This is a genomic window from Pseudomonas sp. PA-5-4B (assembly GCF_021606215.1).
In the GTDB taxonomy this organism is placed as follows: domain Bacteria; phylum Pseudomonadota; class Gammaproteobacteria; order Pseudomonadales; family Pseudomonadaceae; genus Aquipseudomonas; species Aquipseudomonas edaphica.
The window spans coordinates 1-20,323 of record NZ_WKDB01000076.1 but is presented as its reverse complement, the minus strand read 5'-3'; the positions used below and the strand labels follow the sequence as shown (position 1 = coordinate 20,323).

Sequence of the window (20,323 nt, the reverse complement as noted above, 5' to 3'; positions counted from 1 at the left end):
GTGCTTATCGAGTCCCGACGTCGCGCTTACTTGACTGCCATGCAGGTGGTCAACTGGCTGCCCCGCACCGAACTGCCGTTTGCCGCCCCATCGCGGCCCGAGCTGCTGCAGGCGCTTGAGCCTTATGAGGCGTTCGAGGTGTCGGGCGAGGAGGCTGCTGCGCCGGTGGCGGTGGTCAAACCCACGCCAGAGGCTCGCCCCGCTGTCGAACGCGTGAAAGTTGAAGTGCCGCGCCCGTCACCCGTGGCCAAGCCCGTGGCGGCCGAAACGCCAGCGCCGGTGGCCAAGGCTGCAGTGGTGCCACCGCCACGTTTCGCCCTGCAATTACTGCGGGCCGGGCGTTGCCTGCTGTTGGTGGAACTGCCCACCGGCGAACGTTTTCAGACCCGCGACCCGGCCTACATGCTGCTAAAAGACATGCTGCGCGCCGCCGGCCTGCCCGACAGCCCGCAAATCGTCGGCGACCCCGTGCGCTGGCCGCTGCTGGTGCGCGGCAACATGGACCAGGGCCCGGACGCTGCACGGGATTTTGTCCAGGGTTTTGTCTCGGCGCGCCTGGAAGACGAACCCTGCGTGTGCCTGTGGCTGATCGGCCTGCCCGCCGTGCGTTTTGCCGGTGAGGCGAATGCCGAAGCCTGGTATCGCGAGCTGCAGGTCGAAGGCCTGGGCTCGGTATGGGCCTTGCCGGGCCTGGAATTATTAATGGAAGAGCCACAGCGTAAGGCTGATGTCTGGCAAGCCATGCGCCGGCTGATGGCGCGCTGGAAAAGTACCGATGAGTGAAGCTTTATCGTTCCGCCCGATGACCGAGGCGGACCTCGACGCCGTACTGAAGATTGAATACGCGGCGTTCAGCCATCCCTGGACCCGTGGGATTTTTCTTGATGGGCTGGGCAAGTACCAGATCTGGCTGATGTTTGAAGGTGAGCAGCAGGTGGGCCACGGTGTGGTGCAGATCATCCTCGATGAAGCGCACTTGCTGAATATCACCGTCAAACCGGAAAACCAGGGCCGTGGCCTGGGGTTGGCGCTGCTGGAACACCTGATGTCACGCGCTTATGCCGCCAGTGCGCGGGAGTGCTTCCTGGAAGTGCGCGACAGCAATACTGGCGCGTTTCGCTTGTATGAGCGCTACGGCTTCAACGAAATCGGCCGTCGCCGGGATTACTACCCGGCCGTGGGTGGGCGCGAGGATGCCGTCGTAATGGCTTGTACGCTGGTCGACTAAGACATAAACCCGATGTGCAAGCCGGCCCCTGTGGGAGCTGGCTTGCCTGCGATAGCATCACCTCGGTCTGGCTGAAACACCGAGGCGCCTGCATCGCGGGCAAGCCCGGCTCCCACAGGGGAAGTATTCACAGGCTCAACTGTGTTGTGTCAGCGGTTACCGTCTATCGGGTCAATATCTGCCAATTCCGCCTCGTCCAGGCCATTGCCACCGCCAATCTCGTCCTCATCCACAATGCTCAGGTCATAATCCGCCGGATTATCCTCACCGGCCTCACGAGCATCCCGGGCGCCATCCTCATGGATCAGCGTTTCCGGGCTCATGTCATCATCCGTGGGCTCATGATCATCGGTCGAAGCTCCAGTCATGCCGGCTTCACGTACCCGTTCGTCGGGCATCAGCTGTTCGCGCTCACGGCGCGGCAGCTCATCACCAATTTCTGCGGTCGGCTCTTGCTCGTCAAAATCCAGCTCGCGCATCTCACCCATGCGGTCTTCGTTGTCATCAATCGGTTCGGGCTGTGTAGCGCCGTAGGGACGTCGTGATTCAGTCATGGCCAATCCTCATACTGTGGGGCTTATAGTGTGTGGACAGGCAAGGCGCCCCAAAGATTCAAGCTAATTGCGCCCGGGCGTGACCCGGACGAGCGGTTGTCTGTCACAAAGCTGCGCATCATTCCTGAGGCTTTCCCTGATGAACGAACTACAAGACCTGCTTGATAACAACGAACGCTGGGCGGATGCGATCAAACAGGAAGATCCCGAATTCTTCGCCAAGCTCGCCCGCCAGCAAACCCCGGAATACCTGTGGATCGGCTGCTCCGACGCCCGTGTACCGGCCAACGAAATCGTCGGCATGCTGCCCGGCGACCTGTTTGTGCACCGCAACGTGGCCAACGTGGTGCTGCACACCGACCTCAATTGCCTGTCGGTGATCCAGTACGCGGTGGACGTGCTCAAGGTCAAACACATCCTCGTCACCGGCCACTACGGCTGCGGCGGCGTGCGCGCTTCGATGCAGGACCGCCAGTTCGGCCTGATCGACGGCTGGCTGCGCACTATTCGCGACCTTTATTACGAAAACCGCGAGGTGCTGGCCCAACTGCCCACCGAGGAGGAGCGGGTGGACCGCATGTGCGAGCTGAACGTGATTCAGCAAGTCGCCAACGTCGGCCACACCAGCATTGTGCAAAACGCCTGGCACCGCGGGCAGAGCCTGTCGATTCACGGCTGCATCTACGGCATCAAGGATGGCCGCTGGAAGAGCTTGAACACCACCATCAGTGGCTTCGAGCAACTGCCGCCGCAATATCGCCTGCGCCCACTGGGCGAAGCCTAAGGCCGTTTGCGCAGGCGCCAGTGGGTCATGAACGCCTGGCCTTCGGCGCTCAATGGCTCCTTGGCGCCGGTGATCCAGCCCCGGCAGTTCAGCTCGCCGCATTGGCAAGCGAACTGCCGGAACAGCGCATCTTCGGTGGTGGCGTAATCCATCGTCAGCAAGGTGCCGGGCGCAATGGGTTGCACGGTCCAGACTTCCAGGTACGTGGCATCGAAAAACACGTTCGGATTGCAGGAGTGCAACATCAGGCGGCTGAACCACGGGTCATAGAGGTGGATGCGTGACGAGAGCTGCAAGGTGTGGGCACGTCGTTCGCTCAACGCATAGCCGGACACTCTGGCAATGCGCACGCGGCTGTCAAAGGCGACGCATGCTTTGAGCGCGGCGCCAATGCCATTGGCATCGTGTACGACCTGGAAGTGTTCACTCGACGGGTAACCCTGTTCAACGAGCACCGTTTTGAAGGGGTAAAGGCAGTCACTCACAGCAGTTTTAGCCTTATCCATGGCTTGAGTTTTCATAACTCTCCTGGGCTAGGCTGCATCGACCTGCGATGGGGTCTGACTTCCAGTCTTGCAGCGGATGGGTGCCGTTCAAGACTCGCTGAAGTTGTAGGCGATTTCTACTGTCAGATCTGACAGTAGAAACCGGTTATATTTTGTACGATTTACAGCGCAGGGGCAGTAACAGCAGGGATTGGGGCGGCGTCTTTCAGCTGTTTCAACTGCGCCTTGATGGGCGGGGTGGCGCATTTGGCGTTGGCTTGCTCCGGGGTCAGGTTGCGCACCGAGGTGTAGAACAGCTCACAGGTCTGCTCCTTGCGCGTGACTTGCCAGGTGTTCATGCACGCCTTGAGCAACACATTCGGGTCACTGGCGGGTTTCTGGCCCATGCCGGCTTGCCAGCAGGCGGCGCTCAAGTCTTGCCCCATCACTTTCAAACCAGCCTCATCGGCTTTTTGTTCATTGCCGTCATAGCTGGCCGGATCCGCCGCATACCAGATGTAGCTCGGGTGGTTGGAGCCCAGTACCGACACGGTTTTACCGGCAACCGGGCTGATCTGCGCCAGCCCCAGCACGGCGACGGTTTGGCCGTACTGTTGTTTGATCCAGTTACGCACCGGTGCGCCGAATGCCACCATCGGCAATGAGCCGTTGGCGTGCAGGCTCAGCTCCTTGACCATGCGCGTCTGGTAGTCGGCAAAGTAGCTGTAGACGTTTTCCAGGTCCTTGCCCGCATTGGACGGCGCGGCGATCGGCGCAATATCGACGATGGTCTGGTAGGCCGGTGTTTCTGTGGCCGGGATGCCATTGTCCGTGAGCAAAGTGGCCCAGCGGTCAGTGGTGGCCGATTCCAGGTAGTCCTGGGCCTGGTTCAGCGAGTAGTCGGGCGGGAAGTGCAGCAGTTCGATGCTCTTGCGGTTTTCCAGGGCCATGCCCAGCGGCAGGAACAAGTACCAGTTGTAGGCCCACTTGCCGTCGCTGTTGAGTTTGCTGGCGCCCTGGTAGGCCAGGTCGGCGGTGTTGAGCAGCGTGGTCAGGGGCTGGCCGTAATGCTCGGGCACGCCGCTGAAGGTGGCTGAAACCTGGCCGTCGTGGGTTTTCACACTGACCTTGGCACGGCTGTACCCGTCGCGCTGCAAGCTCTGGTTCAAATAGTGCTCGGCGGTCTGCTCCAGCGTCCATGGCCGAAAGCAGATTACGTTGCAGTTATTGGGGAACGCGAACAGTTGGGTGACGCGTTGCGTACTGCCCAGTGGTACTTCGATGTCGGCCTGTACGACCGCACTGGCCAGCAGTGCGGCCAGTGTGAAGGACAGCCTGGTCGGTTTAAACATAGTTGGTTCCTTGTCAGCGAAAGCCCGTCTGCGCGGGGTGAAAGCCCACTTGCACACAGTAGCGGTTGACCAGGAAAACCGCGTGCTAAATCGCCAGGCATGTCGCTATTGGATAAGAAAACCTACCGGTTGAACTGCAAGGCGTTGCTCAAATCGCCCATGGGCTTCTGGCCGCGGGCGATCATCGCGTCATCGCGCTGCTTGAGGCCGTCCAGTGTCTCCAACTGGAACACGCGGGTGATCAAACGCAGGATCGACGCGGTGTCGTAAACCGTATGGTCCACCGTGCCTTTGCGTGCAAACGGCGACACCACCAACGCCGGAACCCGCGTGCCCGGGCCCCAGCGATCGCCTTTGGGCGGTGCCACGTGATCCCACCAGCCGCCGTTTTCATCGACAGTGACCACCACCACCATGTTTTTCCACTGCGGGCTTTCTTGCAGCACTTTCAAGGCGCGGGCGATATGGCGGTCGCCCGAGGCCACATCGGCGTAGCCGGCGTGCATGTTCAGGTTGCCCTGGGGCTTGTAGAACGTCACGGCGGGCAGCTTGCCGGCCTGGGCATCGGCGAAGAACTTGTTGGTGCCGGAATCATCGCCCAAACCGCCGTCACGCAAGCGTTTGTCGCGCTCAGCACGGTTTTGCGGGCCTTGTTGCTTGAAGTAGTTGAACGGTTGGTGGTGGTACTGGAAGTTCGGAATCTTCGGGATGCCGCCCGAGTCCTTGAACTGGTCCAGCGTCGCCTGCCAGGCCCCGGCGTACCAGGCCCAATCGACGTTCTTTTTCGACAGTTTGTCGCCAATGTGTTCGTGGGTTTGCGGCACCAGCACGTTGGGCAGATCGGGCTTGGAATAGTCCGGGTTTTGCGGGTCGCGGATCCAGGTCGGCCAGTATGGCGGTGCCAGGGTGTTCACGCCGTAACCGTCCGGTGTCAAGGCACTGGGGCCGAACTGCGGCGGGCCGGTCATGGCGCTGGCTGGCGACTTGTCCAGCGGCTTGAGGCGCGGGTCGGTGGGGTCATCGCTTTGCAGCGTGGCTATTTGCGCCTTGGCCACCGATTGTGCGGCATTCGGATAAAACGGCGCGGTGGCGCTGATCAGGTACTGGTGGTTGAGGAACGAGCCACCGAAAGCGCCCTGGAAGAAGTTGTCGCACAGCACAAACTCCTTGGCCACGTCCCACAAGCGCAGGGAATATCGACTCTGGGCGTAGTACCCCATCACCAGGCCACCGGAATCGGCCCAGGCGACAAAGTTGTCGTTCTTGCCGCCGTTGATCTGCATCTGGTTCTGGTAGAACACATGCCACAAATCACGAGTGACCAGGCTCAAAGGCAGGTCCTCGGCATTCGGGCCTTTGAGGGCGAATGGCGCGTTGGGCAGGTTTTCCTGGAATTGCACTTCGCTGGGGTAAGTCACCCCGTCCACACTTTGCGGGCCGACTTGCAACACGCCGCCCCAGGCCGGTGGCAGGGTGCTAAGCAGGCTGCCATCACGGTCACGTTGCTGCACGTCGGCTGCGGAGAGCGCCGACAGTGGTTTCTCCACGCCAGGGAAGTCTGCGAACAGGTTATTGAAACTGCGGTTCTCGGCGTAGATCACCACGACTGTCTTCACCTGCTCGTGCAAGGCCTTGTCCAGCTCTTGCGGTGTAAGCGGCCGCACCTCTGGCTTGCCCGCAGGCTCGCTGGTATTGCCGCAAGCACTCAAGGTCGCACCAACCCCCAGCACCGCCGCGCCCCCGAGGAAACGCCGACGGCTGGTGTCCACGGCCGGTTGGGTTACGGAATCGGGAGAAGGGCGGTCTTCGTGCTCGTCACTCATTGCTGGGCGTTCCTGCTGGCTGATTGTTGCAAGATATTTCGCAGGACGGTAGCAATGCAATGTGACGGAACGAAGACAGCGGTTAGAAAGCTAAAGGGTGGTCACAGCAAGTGCAGTGCCAGTTGGCTGCCCGCGCGCAAGTACTCCACTTGAGCCGTCAGCGCATCCTTGACGATTGCCTCACCCGTGTCGGTCAGCTTGGCTTTTTTTGCATCGATGACCGTGGTTTGCAAAAGCTGCATGGCCACGTCCATCACTTTTTGGAAGGCTGTGACGTTATTGTGCAGGCCAAACTCATTGACGACGGCAGCCATACGCCGATCGGCATCGTCTCGCAGAGCCGTGTACTCGACGAACGACACGTGGTCGTCCTTGTAAATATCATTGATCAACTCTTCCAGTGATTTGGACAGGGGCGTCATCGGATTTTCCTTGGTGTTTGTGGGCGGTAATCCAAGGCAGGTTAATCAAAGGCGCGAGGGAGGGAAGTCAGAGGCTGTCACTGCAATAAGTGGGAAAGCCCGATACATCTGGCCAGGGAATTAGCAATGCAATGTGACGCAATGACGAGGTTGATGTAAGAAATCGGGCATGTATACACACACCCTGGCACTGCTAAACTGCGTCAATAATGGATGCCACCGAGGTGAACCGTGAAACCTTCAATCGCCCTTGATCTAAAACGGGCCGCCGTCAGAGAGGTGGTGGGGCGTTTCCGTATCTCAAATCCAAGGGTGTTTGGGTCTGTCTTGCTGGGTACCGATCAAGAAGGTAGCGACCTTGATCTGCTGGTAGATGCTCCGCCGGGGACCACGCTTTTTGATCTTGGTGGATTGCAGGTAGAGCTGGAGGATCTGCTCGGGGTCAATGTGGACCTGCTGACGCCTGGCGATTTACCACTGAAGTTTCGCGCAAAAGTGTTGGCTGAGGCACGCCCGGTATGACAGTAAATCGCCTCGGGGACTACTTGGATCACATAAGGCAAGCCACCGCTGATGCGATCACATTTGTTGACGGCTTGAACAAAGAAGAGTTTCTGGAAGACAGACGTACTCAACAAGCAGTTGTCATGAGTCTGATCATCATTGGTGAGGCATCAACAAAAATCATGGATCAGCATCCAGATTTCGCTGCGAGTCACCCGCAGATCCCTTGGCGTAGCATGCGCGGGATGCGCAACCGGATTGCCCACGGTTATTTCGATATCAACCTCGATGTGGTTTGGGACACGATCCAGGATGCGTTGCCTGATCTATTGCATCGCCTTCCTGTGGTTCCAGCCTGACTGCGCCTGTGCAACAAGCGCAGTCAGGGTCGTTTAAGGCATCACCGGCGGCAAATACTTCAACGTCGTCCCCAGCGCCCACAACAGAAACAACACCAGCGGCGTGTGCACCAGCAACTGCACAAATGAAAACCCGATCAGATCCCGTGCCTTCAGCCCCAGCACGCCCAGCAGCGGCAGCATATAAAACGGGTTGATCAAGTTCGGCAGTGCCTCAGCCGCGTTATAGATCTGCACCGCCCAGCCCAGGTGGTATTGCAGGTCATTGGCCACTTGCATCACGTAAGGCGCTTCAATAATCCACTTGCCACCGCCCGACGGGATAAAGAAGCCCAGCACCGCCGAGTACACGCCCATCAACAGCGCGTAAGTGTCGTGGGAGGCGATGGAGGTGAAGAACAACGAGATATGGTGCGCCAGGGTCTGGCCGTCACCGCCTTTCACCACGGTCATCAACGCGGCGATCGAGCCATACAACGGAAACTGGATCAGCACGCCCGTGGTGGTCGGCACGGCACGCGCCACCGCATCCAGGAAGCTGCGCGGACGCCAGTGCAGCAGCGCACCGACCATGATGAACAGGAAGTTATAGGTGTTAAGCCCCGAAATCGCGCTGATCGCAGGTTTGGTCGAGAACTCATGGAACAACCAGCCAGCCGCCAGCAAGGCCAGCAGGATGGTCAGCAGCGGGCTGTGTTCCAGCCATTCGCCCGGACGCGTCGGCGGTTGTGGTTTGGGCATATTGAAGGCCGGGTCGACACCACAGGCCTTGGCATCACGCGCACTATTGGGGCCGGGTGCGGTGGCATAGGCGATGATCAGCGACACCACGATCAGCGCCAGTAACAACACGCCCGATTGCCACAGGAAGATGGTCTCGGTGAACGGGATCATCCCGGTGATCGACAGGATCGACGGCGGCAAACTGGCCGGGTTGGCCTGCAACTGCGCCGCCGACGACGACAGCCCCAATGCCCACACGGCGCCCAAACCCAAATAAGCCGCAGCCCCGGCGGCGCGGTAATCCATGCGCAAATCCGTGCGACGGGCCAGGGCGCGTACCAGCAAACCGCCAAACACCAGGGACAAGCCCCAGTTGAGCAAAGAGGCGACCATGGAAATCAACGCGACCCACGCCACGGCCGAGCGGCCATTCTTGGGGATACGTGCCAGACGGTCGATCAGCTTCACGGCGGGCGGCGAACTGGCCACCACATACCCGCCGATCACCACAAAGGCCATCTGCATGGTGAACGGGATCAGGCTCCAGAACCCGTCACCAAAGGCCTTGGCGGCTTCGGTCGGCGCGGCACCCATGCCCAGGGTCGCCACGGCAACAATGATCACCGCCAGGGCGGCAAACACCCAGGAGTCCGGAAACCAGCGTTCGGCGAAGTTGGAACAGCGCAGGGCAAATCGGGCATAGCGGCTTTCTTCGATAGCATCGGCCACGAGTCTTTCCTCTTGTATTTATTATGGGTGTTGGCAGTTTTACGGCATGTTCCGCTACGGGCATTGATATGGGAATGCAGTTATCTTCATCGATCCATGAGGAAAACAAATATATCTGTCGCGATTGCCATCACTGGGCGCAGCTCATAACCTGCACGCCATTTTGTTTGTCTGCCGAGCCTTTACATGACTGCCACCTTTTCCCCACGGGCGCAGCGTTTTTCCCCTTCCGACTACAAAACCCTGGGCCTGGCCGCCCTCGGCGGCGCGCTGGAAATCTACGACTTCATTATCTTCGTGTTCTTTGCGCTGACCCTCAGCCAATTGTTCTTCCCGCCGGAAATGCCCGAATGGCTGCGCCTGCTGCAAAGCTTCGGCATCTTCGTCACCGGTTACCTGGCGCGCCCGCTGGGCGGCATTCTGATGGCGCACTTCGCCGATCACCTGGGGCGCAAACGCGTGTTCAGCCTGAGCATCCTGATGATGGCCTTGCCGTGCCTGCTGATCGGGATCATGCCCACCTACGCGCAAATCGGTTATTTCGCCCCGCTGATTCTGTTGGCCCTGCGCGTGCTGCAAGGCGCCGCAGTGGGCGGCGAAGTGCCGAGTGCCTGGACCTTCGTCGCCGAACACGCACCGCGCCACCACCGAGGCTACGCGCTGGGCTTCCTGCAAGCGGGGCTGACCTTCGGCTACCTGCTCGGCGCACTCACGGCCACCTTGCTGGCGCAAATCTTCACCCCCGCTGAAATCCTCGACTACGCCTGGCGCTTCCCGTTCCTGCTCGGCGGCGTGTTCGGTGTGATCGGCGTGTGGCTGCGCCGCTGGCTCAGCGAAACCCCGGTGTTCCTCGAAATGCAGGCTCGCCGCCAGGCCGCCGCTGAAATGCCGTTGCGCACCGTCCTGCGCGACCATCGCGCTGTATTGCTGCCGGCAATGATCCTCACCTGTGTCCTGACCTCGGCAGTCGTGGTGTTGGTGGTCATCACGCCCACCATGATGCAAAAAACCTTTGGCATGAGCCCCAGCCACACCTTCGCCCTAAGTGCGCTGGCGATCGTCTTCCTCAATATCGGCTGCGTACTCGCCGGTTTGCTGGTCGACCGCATCGGCGCCTGGCGCGCAGTGCTGGTCTACAGCCTGTTGCTGCCGGTGGGCATTGCGGTGCTGTATGCCAGCCTGATCAGTGGCGGCGTGTGGCTGGGCGCGGCGTATGCCGTGGCGGGCTTGAGTTGCGGCGTGGTAGGCGCGGTGCCGTCGGTGATGGTCGGTCTGTTCCCGGCGCAGGTGCGGGTGTCGGGGATTTCGTTTACCTACAACATTGCCTATGCGTTGTGGGCGAGTACAACGCCACTGTTGCTGATCGCGTTGATGCCGACCAGCCCGTGGATTTGCGTGGGGTATTGCGTGGTGATGGGCGCGGTGGGCGTGGCGAGTGTGGCGCTGTTTGGCAAGCGCCACACCTTGGGCAATTAACTAATTTGATGAGTGGATATCGAGAAAGTCTCTTCTAGTCAGGTGTGACTGAAAGAGGTAACCGACGAATATTATATTAAACGTGGTTTTAAGTTACGGGATGTGAGGGCTTTCAGCTTCTACTGCTGCCCATATAGGGGTTGTCTCTGCCTGGAAAAATTCGATGTCGAATCCAAATAGCTGGTTTTTTGCTCTCATCATCGTCATTTGGTTTTCCTTGCTTTCGGCGTCCCCGTAGATGCTGATAAACACCTTTTCCACTTGACTATGTTTTATTTCTTCGAAAATGTGGCTGTCATTATCTGCTATAGAGTGGCCATATATAAAAAGCGTGTCCCGCAAACTTCTAAGTTTGCGAAAGCAATAGTTTAGGTATGGGTTGTGCTCTATCCGAGCACGTTTTTTCTCATAGGTGGGCTCAGCTACGAATAGAGGGAATTTTCCATTCTCCAAGTTGTTTCTGACTTGATCGATTATCGGCACGCCGTCCTCAGTACATTTGTGTTTTTTTACCCCGGACACTGTGTCATAGAGGTGTAGTCCGCCATGCAGAAAGTGGACCTGTTGACCGCTCCCGTTTCCTCGCCATTGCAATGGATATCCACCGAACCCATCATTGGTTGAATAGTACTCCGGAGGTAAGTTGTTTTTGTTTCTTGCCCAGTAAAGCAGTAAATCATAGTTTAAGGTGAATATCTGAGTGAACTGAGAAAGGAAAGTTCGTGCGCTTATATACTGTTCGTCGGTAACGTTATTGGGTAGCGGCGGGTGAGTGTTGGAGATTGCACTGATAAGTGCGGATTTTAATACTTCTTGGTCTTGTTTTACTTTTGCAATAAGTTGTGGGTCTGCGTCGTAAATTTCAAGGACGAGCTGTGTGGAAACTAGCCTCTTCATGACCTTTTCAAAGTCGTAGGTGTTGAGTCTTTTGAAGAGTTCCTTAATGGGAGTTGAGCGGTCTCCAAAGTCAGCAGCTTGAAGCAGGTACTTGTAGTTGAAAATGGTGTGATCCCACGCTTGGGAGAACCCATTAGCCAGTAGAATCGAGGGTTTTTGGCCCTGCGGAATCGATATTATCGCGTCGTTATAGGTAATCACCGTCACGCTCCTTGTGAGTAATATTCAAAACGGTATATTGAGTGATGACTTTATGCCACTACTGGCCATTCAAAGCAAGGTTGGTAATTGTTTGAAACGCAATGAAATCGTTCTCGTATGCACAATATCGAGAACGATTTCAGTAGGGGATTACGTAAGAAAGTGCCAGAGCAGCAGCGTACCGACCAGCCCGACCACCGAAACAATCGTCTGCAACACCGACCACACCCAAATCGTCTGCTTCAGCTGCAAACCAAAATATTCACGCACCATCCAGAACCCAGCGTCGTTGACGTGGCAAAAGAACACCGAGCCCGCGCCAATCGCCAGCGCTACCAATGAGCTTTGGGTTGCGGCCAGCCCGGCCATCATCGGCGCGAGGATACCCGCCGTTGTGGTGGTCGCGACCGTCGCCGAGCCGGTAGCCTGGCGCAGGGCCACGGCGATCAGCCAGGCCAGCAAGAGATACGGCATGTGCGCGCCTTCGGCGACCTTGCTGATGGTCTGGCTGACGCCGGCGTCCAGCAGGGTTTGCTTGAGGCCGCCGCCGGCGCCGATGGTCAGTAGTAACACGGCGATGGGCGCGAGGGCTTTGCGCAGGGTGTTGCCGACTTCGGCACGTGGCATGCCGGCGGCCCAGCCCAGGCAGATAACGGCAGCGATCACGGCCAGGCCGAGGGCGATCAGCGGTTCACCGAGGAACTTCAGGGTCAGGCCGACGGTACTTTCGGCTGGCAACGCGACTTTGGCCAAGGTGCTGCCGAGCATTAAAATCACCGGTAACAAAATGATCAGCAGCGACACGCCAAAGCTCGGCTGGCGCGGCGCCTTGGGCGGTGCGCTGAACAGCGCGCCGATGTCGGCCGGCTCATCCACGTGCAGGCGCTTGGACAGCCAGTTGCCATAGAGCGGGCCAGCGAGAATCACTGCCGGCACCGCCAGGCAGAAGCCCAGCAGCATGGTCAGGCCCAGGTCGGCGTGCAACGCGCCCACCGCAATCAACGGCCCCGGATGCGGTGGCATCAGGGCGTGCAGGGTGGTCATGCCCGCCAGCGCCGGGATGGCAATTTTCAGCAATGGCTGGTTCGAACGTTTAGCCATCACGAAGATAATCGGCACCATCATCACCAGGCCGACTTCGAAGAACAGCGGCAACCCAATCACCATGGCCACCAGCGCCATCACCCACGGCAGTGACTTGCCTTTGCCCAACCCAAGCAAGGTGGTGGCGATGCGGTCGGCCGCGCCGGATTCGGCCATCAGCGCGCCGAGCATCGAGCCCAGGGCGATGATGATCCCGGCTTCACCGAGGATCGCCCCAGCGCCTTTGCTGAAGGCTTTGGCGACTTCTTCCGGCGGCAGCCCGGCGCCCACACCGGCGATGAACGTACCGATCAGGATCGACAGGAACGGCGGCAGTTTGGTGGCGCTGATCAACACAATGATGCTGGCGATGGCCAGCAGAACACAAAACATGAGGCGGGTGTCGTGAACCATCCACGCGGCAGTCGATAACTCCAAAACGGGACTCCTTATCGAACAGGTTGGCTAATTTGTTTCTTTTTGTTTCCTGCTCGAAAAGCATACCTGATAGAAATGCCGCAGCGCATGCATGGGCGATTTTGGTGCGATCAATCTAACGATGAGCTGGCGGGCGAGTGACAAGTTTGCAAGGTATGCGCGGGAATTTGGCCTATAGCTCTATGATCAACGGACTACACACCACGAGGACATGCCATGAGCGCAGGACACAGCCACGCCCAAGTACGCGCCGGCCACGAACGCAAGTTATGGATGGCCCTGGGGCTGACCGGCAGCTTCATGATTGCCGAGGTTATTGGCGCTTTTGTCACCGGCAGCCTGGCGTTGTTGTCCGACGCCGCGCACATGATGACCGACGCCCTGGCCCTGGCGATTTCCCTGGTGGCCATTCAGGTCGCCAAGCGTGCGGCCGACCGCAAGCGCACTTTTGGTTATGCGCGTTTCGAAATCCTGGCGGCGGCCTTTAATGCGCTGCTGCTGTTCGCCGTGGCGTTTTACATCCTTTACGAGGCTTATCAACGACTGCAGGCGCCAGCCGAAATCCAGTCCACCGGCATGCTGGTGATTGCGGTGCTGGGGCTGATCGTCAACCTGATCTCCATGCGCCTGCTCAGTGCTGCCAGCGGTGAAAGCCTGAATGTGAAGGGCGCTTATCTGGAAGTCTGGAGCGACATGCTCGGTTCTATCGGCGTGATCATCGCGGCGGTGGTCATCATGTTTACCGGCTGGGGCTGGGTCGACTCCGTGGTGGCGGCGGCGATTGGTTTCTGGGTGTTGCCACGCACCTGGACGCTGCTCAAGGAAAGCATGAACGTACTGCTGCAAGGCGTGCCGGACGGCATGGATATCGATCAGGTTGAGCAGGCCATTCGCAGCGTGCCTGGAGTCAAGGACGTACACGACCTGCATATCTGGGCGCTGACCAGCGGCAAGAATGTGCTCAGCACGCATTTGGTCGCGGATCCGTCCCAAGGCACTGAGCAACAAATCCTCACGCGGGTGACGGAGTTGCTGCACGAACAGTTCGATATTCCCCACGTCACCTTGCAGGTCGAAGGCGAAGGTTTTCATCACGACGACCCTGACGAGGTGCACGCTTGAGGCTGTGCCTTTCGGATTTGTAATCTTTGCTCCACCGCTCTGATAAGTCGCGAAAGCTACATTGCCCCCGCTGGTAAACCTCAGCGAATTCATGGGCGTGGAACTCTCGTTATGGCACTTTCGTTTAGAACATTTTTGGGGGGCGCAGCGTTGTGGGTAGCGGCGAACGCTGCCCAGGCGCAAACCCTGACTCTTGATTCAGCCCTGCAAACCGCCTTCGCCAACAACCCCGACCTGGCCGCCGCGCAATGGGAAATCGACATTGCCCAAGGCGGCCGCCAGCAGGCGGGCTTGATCCCCAACCCAGTGGCTTCCTGGGATGCCGAAGACACCCGCCGCAACTCGCGCACCACCACCATCAAACTCAGCCAGACCCTGGAACTGGGCGGCAAACGCGGTGCGCGCATTGATGTGGCAACACGCGCTCAGGATGCCGCCGCGTTGACCCTTGAGCAGCGGCGCAATGGCCTGCGCGCCGATGTGATCGACAGCTACTACGGCGCCCTGCGTGCCCAGGAGCGCCTCGACCTGGCGCAACGCTCAATGGCCTTGGCCGAGCGCGGCCTGGTGGTCGCCAATGGCCGCGTCAAAGCCGGCAAATCGTCGCCGGTAGAAGCCACTCGCGCCCAGGTGCAGTTGTCGGAGATCCGCCTGGAACTCAACCGCGCACAGATCGGCCTCACGGATGCCTACCGCCGCCTCGCCGCCAGCACCGGCAGCGCCAACCCTGATTTCCAGGCGGTCGCCACGCAAAGCCAATCCGCACCACCGTTGCCGCCCTCGGCACAACTGCTGGCGCGCCTTGAGCAAACCACCGAGTTACGCCTGGCTGAACTGCAAATTCAGCAAAACGAGGCCAGCGTGGGCCTGGAAAAAGCCCAGCGAATTCCCGACCTCGACGTGTCGATCGGCAGCCAGTACGACGCCAGCGTGCGTGAACGTGTGAACGTGGTGGGTGTGTCCATGCCGATCCCGTTGTTCAACCGTAACCAGGGCAATGTGCTTGCCGCCAGCCGCCGCGCCGACCAGGCCCGCGACCTGCGTAACGCTGTCGAACTGCGCCTGCGCACCGAGACCCGCCAGGCCCTGGACCTGTGGCAAACCGCCGATACCGAAGTGCGCGCCTTCAACCAACAGATCCTGCCCGCCGCCCAAAGCGCGGTGGACAGCGCCACCCGTGGCTTCGAGATGGGCAAGTTCAACTTCCTCGACGTGCTCGACGCCCAGCGCACCTTGATCGCCGCACGCACCCAATACCTCACGGCGACCGCCCAGGCCACCGATGCCTGGGTGCGCATCGAACGAATTTACGGCGACCTCGCCCGGTTTTGATTTCTTCTGGAGTCCTTTATGAAACATACACATGGCGTGGCGCTCGCTGTCGCCCTGGGCCTGATGCTTTCTGGTTTTGCCGCCGCCGATGAAGAAGAAGGCGCGCTTGAACTCACTGAACAGCAGATCCAGGCCGCCGGTATCCAACTCGCCCAGGCGCAACCGCGCTCGATCAGTACAGTGCTGACGCTGCCGGGGGAAGTGCGTTTCGACGAGGACCGTACCTCGCACATCGTCCCGCGTGCGGCCGGTGTGGTGGAGGCGGTGAAGGTCAACCTTGGCCAGTCGGTGAAGAAAGGCGAGCTGTTGGCGGTCATCTCCAGCCAGCAGATTTCCGACCAGCGCAGCGAGCTGGCGGCCAGCGAGCGCCGGGTCGAATTGGCGCGAACTACGTTCCAACGCGAGCGCCAATTGTGGAAGGACGAAATCTCCGCCGAACAGGATTACCTGCTGGCGCGTCAGACCTTGCAAGAGGCCGAAATCGCCCTGAACAATGCGCGCCAGAAGATGACTGCCCTCAGCGGCAGCGCGGTCCTGGTCGGTGGCAATCGTTATGAACTGCGTGCGCCGTTCGCCGGCGTAGTGGTGGAAAAACACCTCGGCGTCGGCGAGGTGGTCGGCGAGACCAGCAACGCCTTCACGCTCTCGGACCTGTCCCAGGTGTGGATCACCTTCGGTGTGTTTCCCAAGGATTTGAACAAGGTCCGGGTCGGCAAACCGGTGAAGGTCACCTCCACGGAAATGGGCACGCAGGTGCAGGGCACCGTGGCCTATGTGGGCAACCTGCTTGGCGAGCAGACGCGTACCGCCACCGTGCGCGTGACCGTGCCCAACCCCGATGACGCCTGGCGCCCGGGCCTGTTTGTGACGGTGCAATTGGCCACCGATACCTACCAGGCCAAGGTCACCGTGCCAGAAACCGCGATCCAGACCGTCGAGGACAAACCCTCAGTGTTTGTGCGCACTGCGCAAGGCTTTATCACCCGTCACCTCGAACTCGGTGTGAGCGAAAACGGCTACGTCGAAGTGCGCCAGGGCCTTGAGGCCGGGGCGCAGGTGGCCACTGTCGGCAGCTTCATCCTCAAGTCCGAACTGGGTAAAGGCTCGGCCGAGCACGCCCATTGATCCTGCGAGTGATTCCCCATGTTTGAGCGCCTTATCCAATTCGCCATCGAGCAGCGCATCATTGTGCTGCTGGCGGTGCTGTTGATGGCCGGTGTCGGCATCGCCAGCTATCAGAAGTTGCCCATCGACGCGGTGCCTGACATTACCAACGTGCAGGTACAGATCAACTCGGCGGCGGCCGGTTTTTCGCCGCTGGAAACCGAGCAGCGCATTACCTTTCCGATTGAAACCGCCATGGCCGGGCTGCCGGGTTTGCAGCAGACGCGTTCGCTGTCGCGTTCGGGGTTGTCCCAGGTGACGGTGATTTTCAAAGACGGCACCGACCTGTTTTTCGCCCGGCAATTGGTCAATGAGCGCCTGCAAGTGGCACGCGGGCAACTGCCGTTGGGCATCGAAACCGCGATGGGGCCGATTTCCACCGGCCTTGGCGAAATTTTCCTGTGGACCGTCGAGGCCGAAGACGACGCGCGCAAGGACGACGGCACGCCCTACACGCCGACCGACCTGCGCGTGATCCAGGACTGGATCATCAAGCCGCAACTGCGCAATGTGCCGGGCGTGGCCGAGATCAACACCATCGGTGGTTTCGCCAAGGAATACCAGATAGCCCCGGACCCCAAGCGCCTGGCGGCCTACAACCTGACCTTGGGTGATCTGGTCACGGCGCTGGAGCGCAACAATGCCAACGTCGGCGCCGGTTACATCGAGCGCAGTGGCGAGCAATTGCTGATCCGTGCGCCGGGTCAGGTGGCGTCGATTGATGATATAGCCAACATTGTGATCACCAGCTCGGATGGCACGCCGATCCGCGTGCGCAATGTGGCGCAAGTCGAAATCGGCCGCGAGCTGCGCACCGGCGCGGCCACCGAAAACGGCCGTGAAGTGGTGCTGGGCACGGTGTTCATGTTGATCGGCGAAAACAGCCGCACCGTGTCCCAGGCGGTGGCGAAGAAACTCGAGGAAATCAACCGTTCGCTGCCCGCCGGTGTGGTCGCCGTGACGGTCTACGACCGCACCAACCTGGTGGAAAAAGCCATCGCCACGGTGAAGAAAAACCTCTTCGAAGGCGCGCTGTTGGTGGTCGCGGTGTTGTTTCTGTTCCTGGGCAATATCCGCGCGGCGCTGATCACGGCGATGGTGATTCCGCTGGCAATGTTGTTCACCTTTACCGGCATGTTCACCAACAAAGTCAGCGCCAACCTGATGAGCCTCGGCGCGCTGGACTTCGGCATTATCGTCGACGGCGCGGTGGTGATCGTCGAAAACGCGATCCGCCGTCTGGCCCATGCGCAGCAGCGACATGGGCGGTTATTGACGCGCAGCGAGCGCCTGCATGAAGTGTTCGCGGCGGCCAAGGAAGCACGGCGTGCGCTGATCTTCGGGCAGTTGATCATCATGGTGGTTTACCTGCCGATTTTCGCCCTCACTGGCGTGGCCGGGAAGATGTTCCATCCCATGGCGTTTACCGTGGTGATTGCGCTGCTGGGCGCGATGATTCTGTCGGTGACGTTCGTGCCCGCCGCGATTGCGCTGTTCGTGACCGGCAAGGTCAAGGAAGAAGAAAACCTGGTGATGCGCACTGCGCGTCGGGTCTATGCGCCGGTGCTGGATTGGGTCATGACGCGCCGTTCATTGGTGTTCGGTTTGGCGGTGTTGACCATCGTCGCCTCGGGCGCGGTAGCGAGTCGCATGGGCAGCGAGTTTATCCCCAGCCTCAGTGAAGGCGACTTCGCCCAACAGGCTTTGCGCGTACCCGGCACCAGCCTGTCGCAATCGGTGCAGATGCAGCAGCAGCTGGAAAAAATACTGATCGCCCAAGTGCCGGAAATCGAGCGCGTGTTTGCGCGCACGGGCACGGCGGAAATCGCTTCCGACCCGATGCCGCCGAACATTTCCGACAGCTACGTGATGCTTAAACCGAAGGACCAATGGCCAGACCCGAAGAAGTCCCGCGAGGCGCTGATTGCCGATATCCAGCGCGCCAGTGCGATTGTGCCGGGCAGTGCGTATGAACTGTCGCAACCGATTCAGCTGCGGTTCAACGAGCTGATTTCCGGGGTGCGCAGCGATGTGGCAGTGAAAGTATTTGGCGATGACATGGCGGTGCTCAACAAGACCGCCGGGGAAATCGCCGAGACCTTGCAAAAGCTTGATGGCGCCTCGGAGGTGAAGGTGGAGCAGACCTCCGGCCTGCCGGTGCTGACGATCAATATCGACCGTGACAAGGCCGCACGTTTTGGCCTGAACGTGGGTGATGTGCAGGACACCATTGCCGTGGCCGTGGGTGGGCGCCAGGCCGGTACGTTGTACGAAGGCGACCGGCGTTTTGACATGGTGGTGCGGTTATCCGACGCGTTGCGCACCGATATCGAAGGCTTGTCGCGGCTGTTGATTCCGGTGCCGGCGTTGGCCGGGAGTGCGGCGGGGCAGTTGGGATTTATTGCGTTGTCTCAGGTGGCGAGCCTGGACCTGGTGCTCGGCCCGAACCAGATCAGCCGCGAGAATGGCAAGCGTCTGGTAATTGTCAGCGCCAACGTGCGCGGGCGTGATATCGGCTCGTTTGTCGAAGAGGCCGAGACGGCCATCAGCACCCAGGTGAAGGTGCCCGCCGGTTACTGGACCACCTGGGGCGGCCAGTTCGAACAGTTGAAGGAAGCCTCCGAGCGTTTGCGCATCGTGGTGCCGGTGGCGTTGCTGCTGGTGTTCGGGTTGCTGTTTATGATGTTCAACAACCTCAAGGACGGCTTACTGGTGTTTACCGGGATTCCGTTCGCCTTGACCGGTGGCATCATGGCGTTGTGGCTGCGCGATATTCCGCTATCGATCTCGGCAGGCGTGGGCTTTATCGCGTTGTCCGGTGTGGCGGTGCTGAACGGCCTGGTGATGATTGCCTTTATCCGCAACCTGCGTGAAGAAGGCCGCTCGTTAGCGCTGGCGGTCAACGAAGGCGCGCTGACGCGCTTGCGCCCAGTGTTGATGACGGCGCTGGTAGCGTCACTTGGATTTATCCCCATGGCACTCGCCACCGGCACCGGCGCCGAAGTGCAGCGGCCGCTGGCGACGGTGGTGATCGGCGGAATTATTTCCTCTACGTTGCTGACCTTGCTGGTGCTGCCGGCGCTGTACCAATGGGCGCATCGCAAGGAGGAATGATGCGTATGAGCTGAGCGGGCTTGGTAATGAAATCACCAAAGCTCCCACAGGGGATCGGCTTTGTTGCTGCGGTTTCGGTTTGCAGGGCCATCGTGTCGAACGCAGATTCCACCAGCAACAAAGCTCAACTGTGGGAGCTGTCGAGCCCCAGCGAGGCTGCGAAGGCGGCGGTACAGGCGAGATATAAGGTGCCTGACCCACCGCTTTCGCAGCCTCGCTAAAGCTCGACAGCTCCCACAGGGGATCGGCTTTGTTGCTTGGGTCTTGGTCAGCAGGGCCATCGCGTCGAACGCAGATTCTGCCAGCGACAAAGCTCAAATGTGGGAGCTGTCGAGCCCCAGCGAGGCTGCGAAGACGGCGGCACAGGCGAGATATAAGGTGCCTGACCCACCGCTTTCGCAGCCTTGCTAAAGCTCGACAGCTCCCACAGGGGATCGGCTTTGTTGCTTGGGTCTTGGTCAGCAGGGCCACCGCGTCGAACGCAGATTTTGCCAGCGACAAAGCTCAAATGTGGGAGCTGTCGAGCCCCAGCG

18 protein-coding genes are annotated in these 20,323 nt (G+C 59.8%); 10 read left to right on the top strand and 8 right to left on the bottom strand.

Annotated features, from left to right (window positions below; genetic code table 11):
* Positions 1 to 39: 39 nt before the first annotated feature.
* Complete coding sequence (locus tag GIW28_RS26285) at positions 40 to 783, top strand: hypothetical protein (protein WP_026013484.1); 744 nt, start codon at positions 40 to 42, stop codon at positions 781 to 783.
* Positions 776 to 1,228 (top strand): ribosomal protein S18-alanine N-acetyltransferase, encoded by a 453-nt coding sequence (gene rimI / locus GIW28_RS26280; protein WP_005784514.1) that lies wholly within the window; start codon positions 776 to 778, stop codon positions 1,226 to 1,228. Before GIW28_RS26285 ends, rimI begins: the two co-directional genes overlap by 8 nt.
* 149 nt (positions 1,229 to 1,377) lie before the next feature.
* Here the strand turns inward: rimI and GIW28_RS26275 are convergent, their stop codons facing one another.
* Complete coding sequence (locus tag GIW28_RS26275; RefSeq protein ID WP_236447040.1) at positions 1,378 to 1,782, bottom strand: serine kinase/phosphatase; 405 nt, start codon at positions 1,780 to 1,782, stop codon at positions 1,378 to 1,380.
* Between the two features lie 139 nt (positions 1,783 to 1,921).
* Between GIW28_RS26275 and can the strand changes: the two genes are divergently transcribed.
* Positions 1,922 to 2,566, top strand: a complete 645-nt coding sequence (gene can / locus GIW28_RS26270) for a carbonate dehydratase (protein WP_017134532.1) — start codon at positions 1,922 to 1,924, stop codon at positions 2,564 to 2,566.
* Here the strand turns inward: can and GIW28_RS26265 are convergent.
* The 4 genes from GIW28_RS26265 to GIW28_RS26250 all read right to left on the bottom strand — a co-directional run bounded on the left by GIW28_RS26265 (position 2,563) and on the right by GIW28_RS26250 (position 6,648).
* Positions 2,563 to 3,087, bottom strand: coding sequence for an SET domain-containing protein-lysine N-methyltransferase (locus tag GIW28_RS26265; protein WP_017134531.1), 525 nt, complete (start codon positions 3,085 to 3,087; stop codon positions 2,563 to 2,565). The genes can and GIW28_RS26265 overlap by 4 nt on opposite strands.
* Before the next feature lie 146 nt (positions 3,088 to 3,233).
* A complete protein-coding gene (locus GIW28_RS26260; protein WP_236447041.1) occupies positions 3,234 to 4,403 on the bottom strand; it encodes a hypothetical protein in 1,170 nt (389 codons plus the stop codon).
* A gap of 122 nt (positions 4,404 to 4,525) precedes the next feature.
* Positions 4,526 to 6,226 carry an acid phosphatase gene (acpA, locus tag GIW28_RS26255; RefSeq protein WP_017134529.1) on the bottom strand — a complete coding sequence of 567 codons (1,701 nt, stop codon included), beginning with the start codon at positions 6,224 to 6,226 and terminating at the stop codon, positions 4,526 to 4,528.
* A gap of 101 nt (positions 6,227 to 6,327) precedes the next feature.
* Positions 6,328 to 6,648: a hypothetical protein gene (locus GIW28_RS26250; RefSeq protein WP_017134528.1), complete on the bottom strand. Its 321-nt coding sequence runs from the start codon at positions 6,646 to 6,648 to the stop codon at positions 6,328 to 6,330.
* A gap of 231 nt (positions 6,649 to 6,879) precedes the next feature.
* Between GIW28_RS26250 and GIW28_RS26245 the strand changes: the two genes are divergently transcribed.
* Both GIW28_RS26245 and GIW28_RS26240 read left to right on the top strand, forming a co-directional pair.
* Positions 6,880 to 7,170, top strand: coding sequence for a nucleotidyltransferase family protein (locus tag GIW28_RS26245; RefSeq protein WP_017134527.1), 291 nt, complete (start codon positions 6,880 to 6,882; stop codon positions 7,168 to 7,170).
* Positions 7,167 to 7,511: a HepT-like ribonuclease domain-containing protein gene (locus GIW28_RS26240; RefSeq protein ID WP_169986771.1), complete on the top strand. Its 345-nt coding sequence runs from the start codon at positions 7,167 to 7,169 to the stop codon at positions 7,509 to 7,511. The genes GIW28_RS26245 and GIW28_RS26240 overlap by 4 nt, the downstream gene beginning before the upstream one ends.
* Positions 7,512 to 7,544: 33 nt before the next feature.
* Here GIW28_RS26240 and GIW28_RS26235 read toward each other — a convergent pair whose 3' ends face one another.
* Positions 7,545 to 8,963, bottom strand: a complete 1,419-nt coding sequence (locus GIW28_RS26235) for a short-chain fatty acid transporter (protein WP_074854380.1) — start codon at positions 8,961 to 8,963, stop codon at positions 7,545 to 7,547.
* Between the two features lie 186 nt (positions 8,964 to 9,149).
* Here GIW28_RS26235 and GIW28_RS26230 point away from each other — a divergent pair, with 186 nt between their 5' ends.
* The gene (locus GIW28_RS26230) at positions 9,150 to 10,439 is read left to right on the top strand and encodes an MFS transporter (RefSeq protein WP_236447044.1); all 1,290 of its coding nucleotides are present in this window, start codon (positions 9,150 to 9,152) and stop codon (positions 10,437 to 10,439) included.
* A gap of 93 nt (positions 10,440 to 10,532) precedes the next feature.
* Here the strand turns inward: GIW28_RS26230 and GIW28_RS26225 are convergent, their stop codons facing one another.
* Positions 10,533 to 11,537, bottom strand: coding sequence for a DUF4917 family protein (locus GIW28_RS26225; RefSeq protein ID WP_017134524.1), 1,005 nt, complete (start codon positions 11,535 to 11,537; stop codon positions 10,533 to 10,535).
* 150 nt (positions 11,538 to 11,687) lie between these two features.
* On the bottom strand, positions 11,688 to 13,058 hold the full coding sequence (locus GIW28_RS26220) for a GntT/GntP/DsdX family permease (RefSeq protein WP_056859179.1): 1,371 nt from the start codon (positions 13,056 to 13,058) through the stop codon (positions 11,688 to 11,690).
* A 216-nt stretch (positions 13,059 to 13,274) separates the two neighbouring features.
* Here GIW28_RS26220 and GIW28_RS26215 point away from each other — a divergent pair, with 216 nt between their 5' ends.
* The 4 genes from GIW28_RS26215 to GIW28_RS26200 all read left to right on the top strand — a co-directional run bounded on the left by GIW28_RS26215 (position 13,275) and on the right by GIW28_RS26200 (position 19,790).
* A complete protein-coding gene (locus tag GIW28_RS26215) occupies positions 13,275 to 14,180 on the top strand; it encodes a cation diffusion facilitator family transporter (RefSeq protein ID WP_176992561.1) in 906 nt (301 codons plus the stop codon).
* Between the two features lie 111 nt (positions 14,181 to 14,291).
* Positions 14,292 to 15,512 (top strand): TolC family protein, encoded by a 1,221-nt coding sequence (locus GIW28_RS26210; protein ID WP_236447045.1) that lies wholly within the window; start codon positions 14,292 to 14,294, stop codon positions 15,510 to 15,512.
* Positions 15,513 to 15,530: 18 nt separating this feature from the next.
* Complete coding sequence (locus GIW28_RS26205; RefSeq protein WP_099549204.1) at positions 15,531 to 16,637, top strand: efflux RND transporter periplasmic adaptor subunit; 1,107 nt, start codon at positions 15,531 to 15,533, stop codon at positions 16,635 to 16,637.
* A gap of 18 nt (positions 16,638 to 16,655) precedes the next feature.
* Complete coding sequence (locus GIW28_RS26200; RefSeq protein WP_236447046.1) at positions 16,656 to 19,790, top strand: CusA/CzcA family heavy metal efflux RND transporter; 3,135 nt, start codon at positions 16,656 to 16,658, stop codon at positions 19,788 to 19,790.
* Positions 19,791 to 20,323 lie beyond the last annotated feature (533 nt).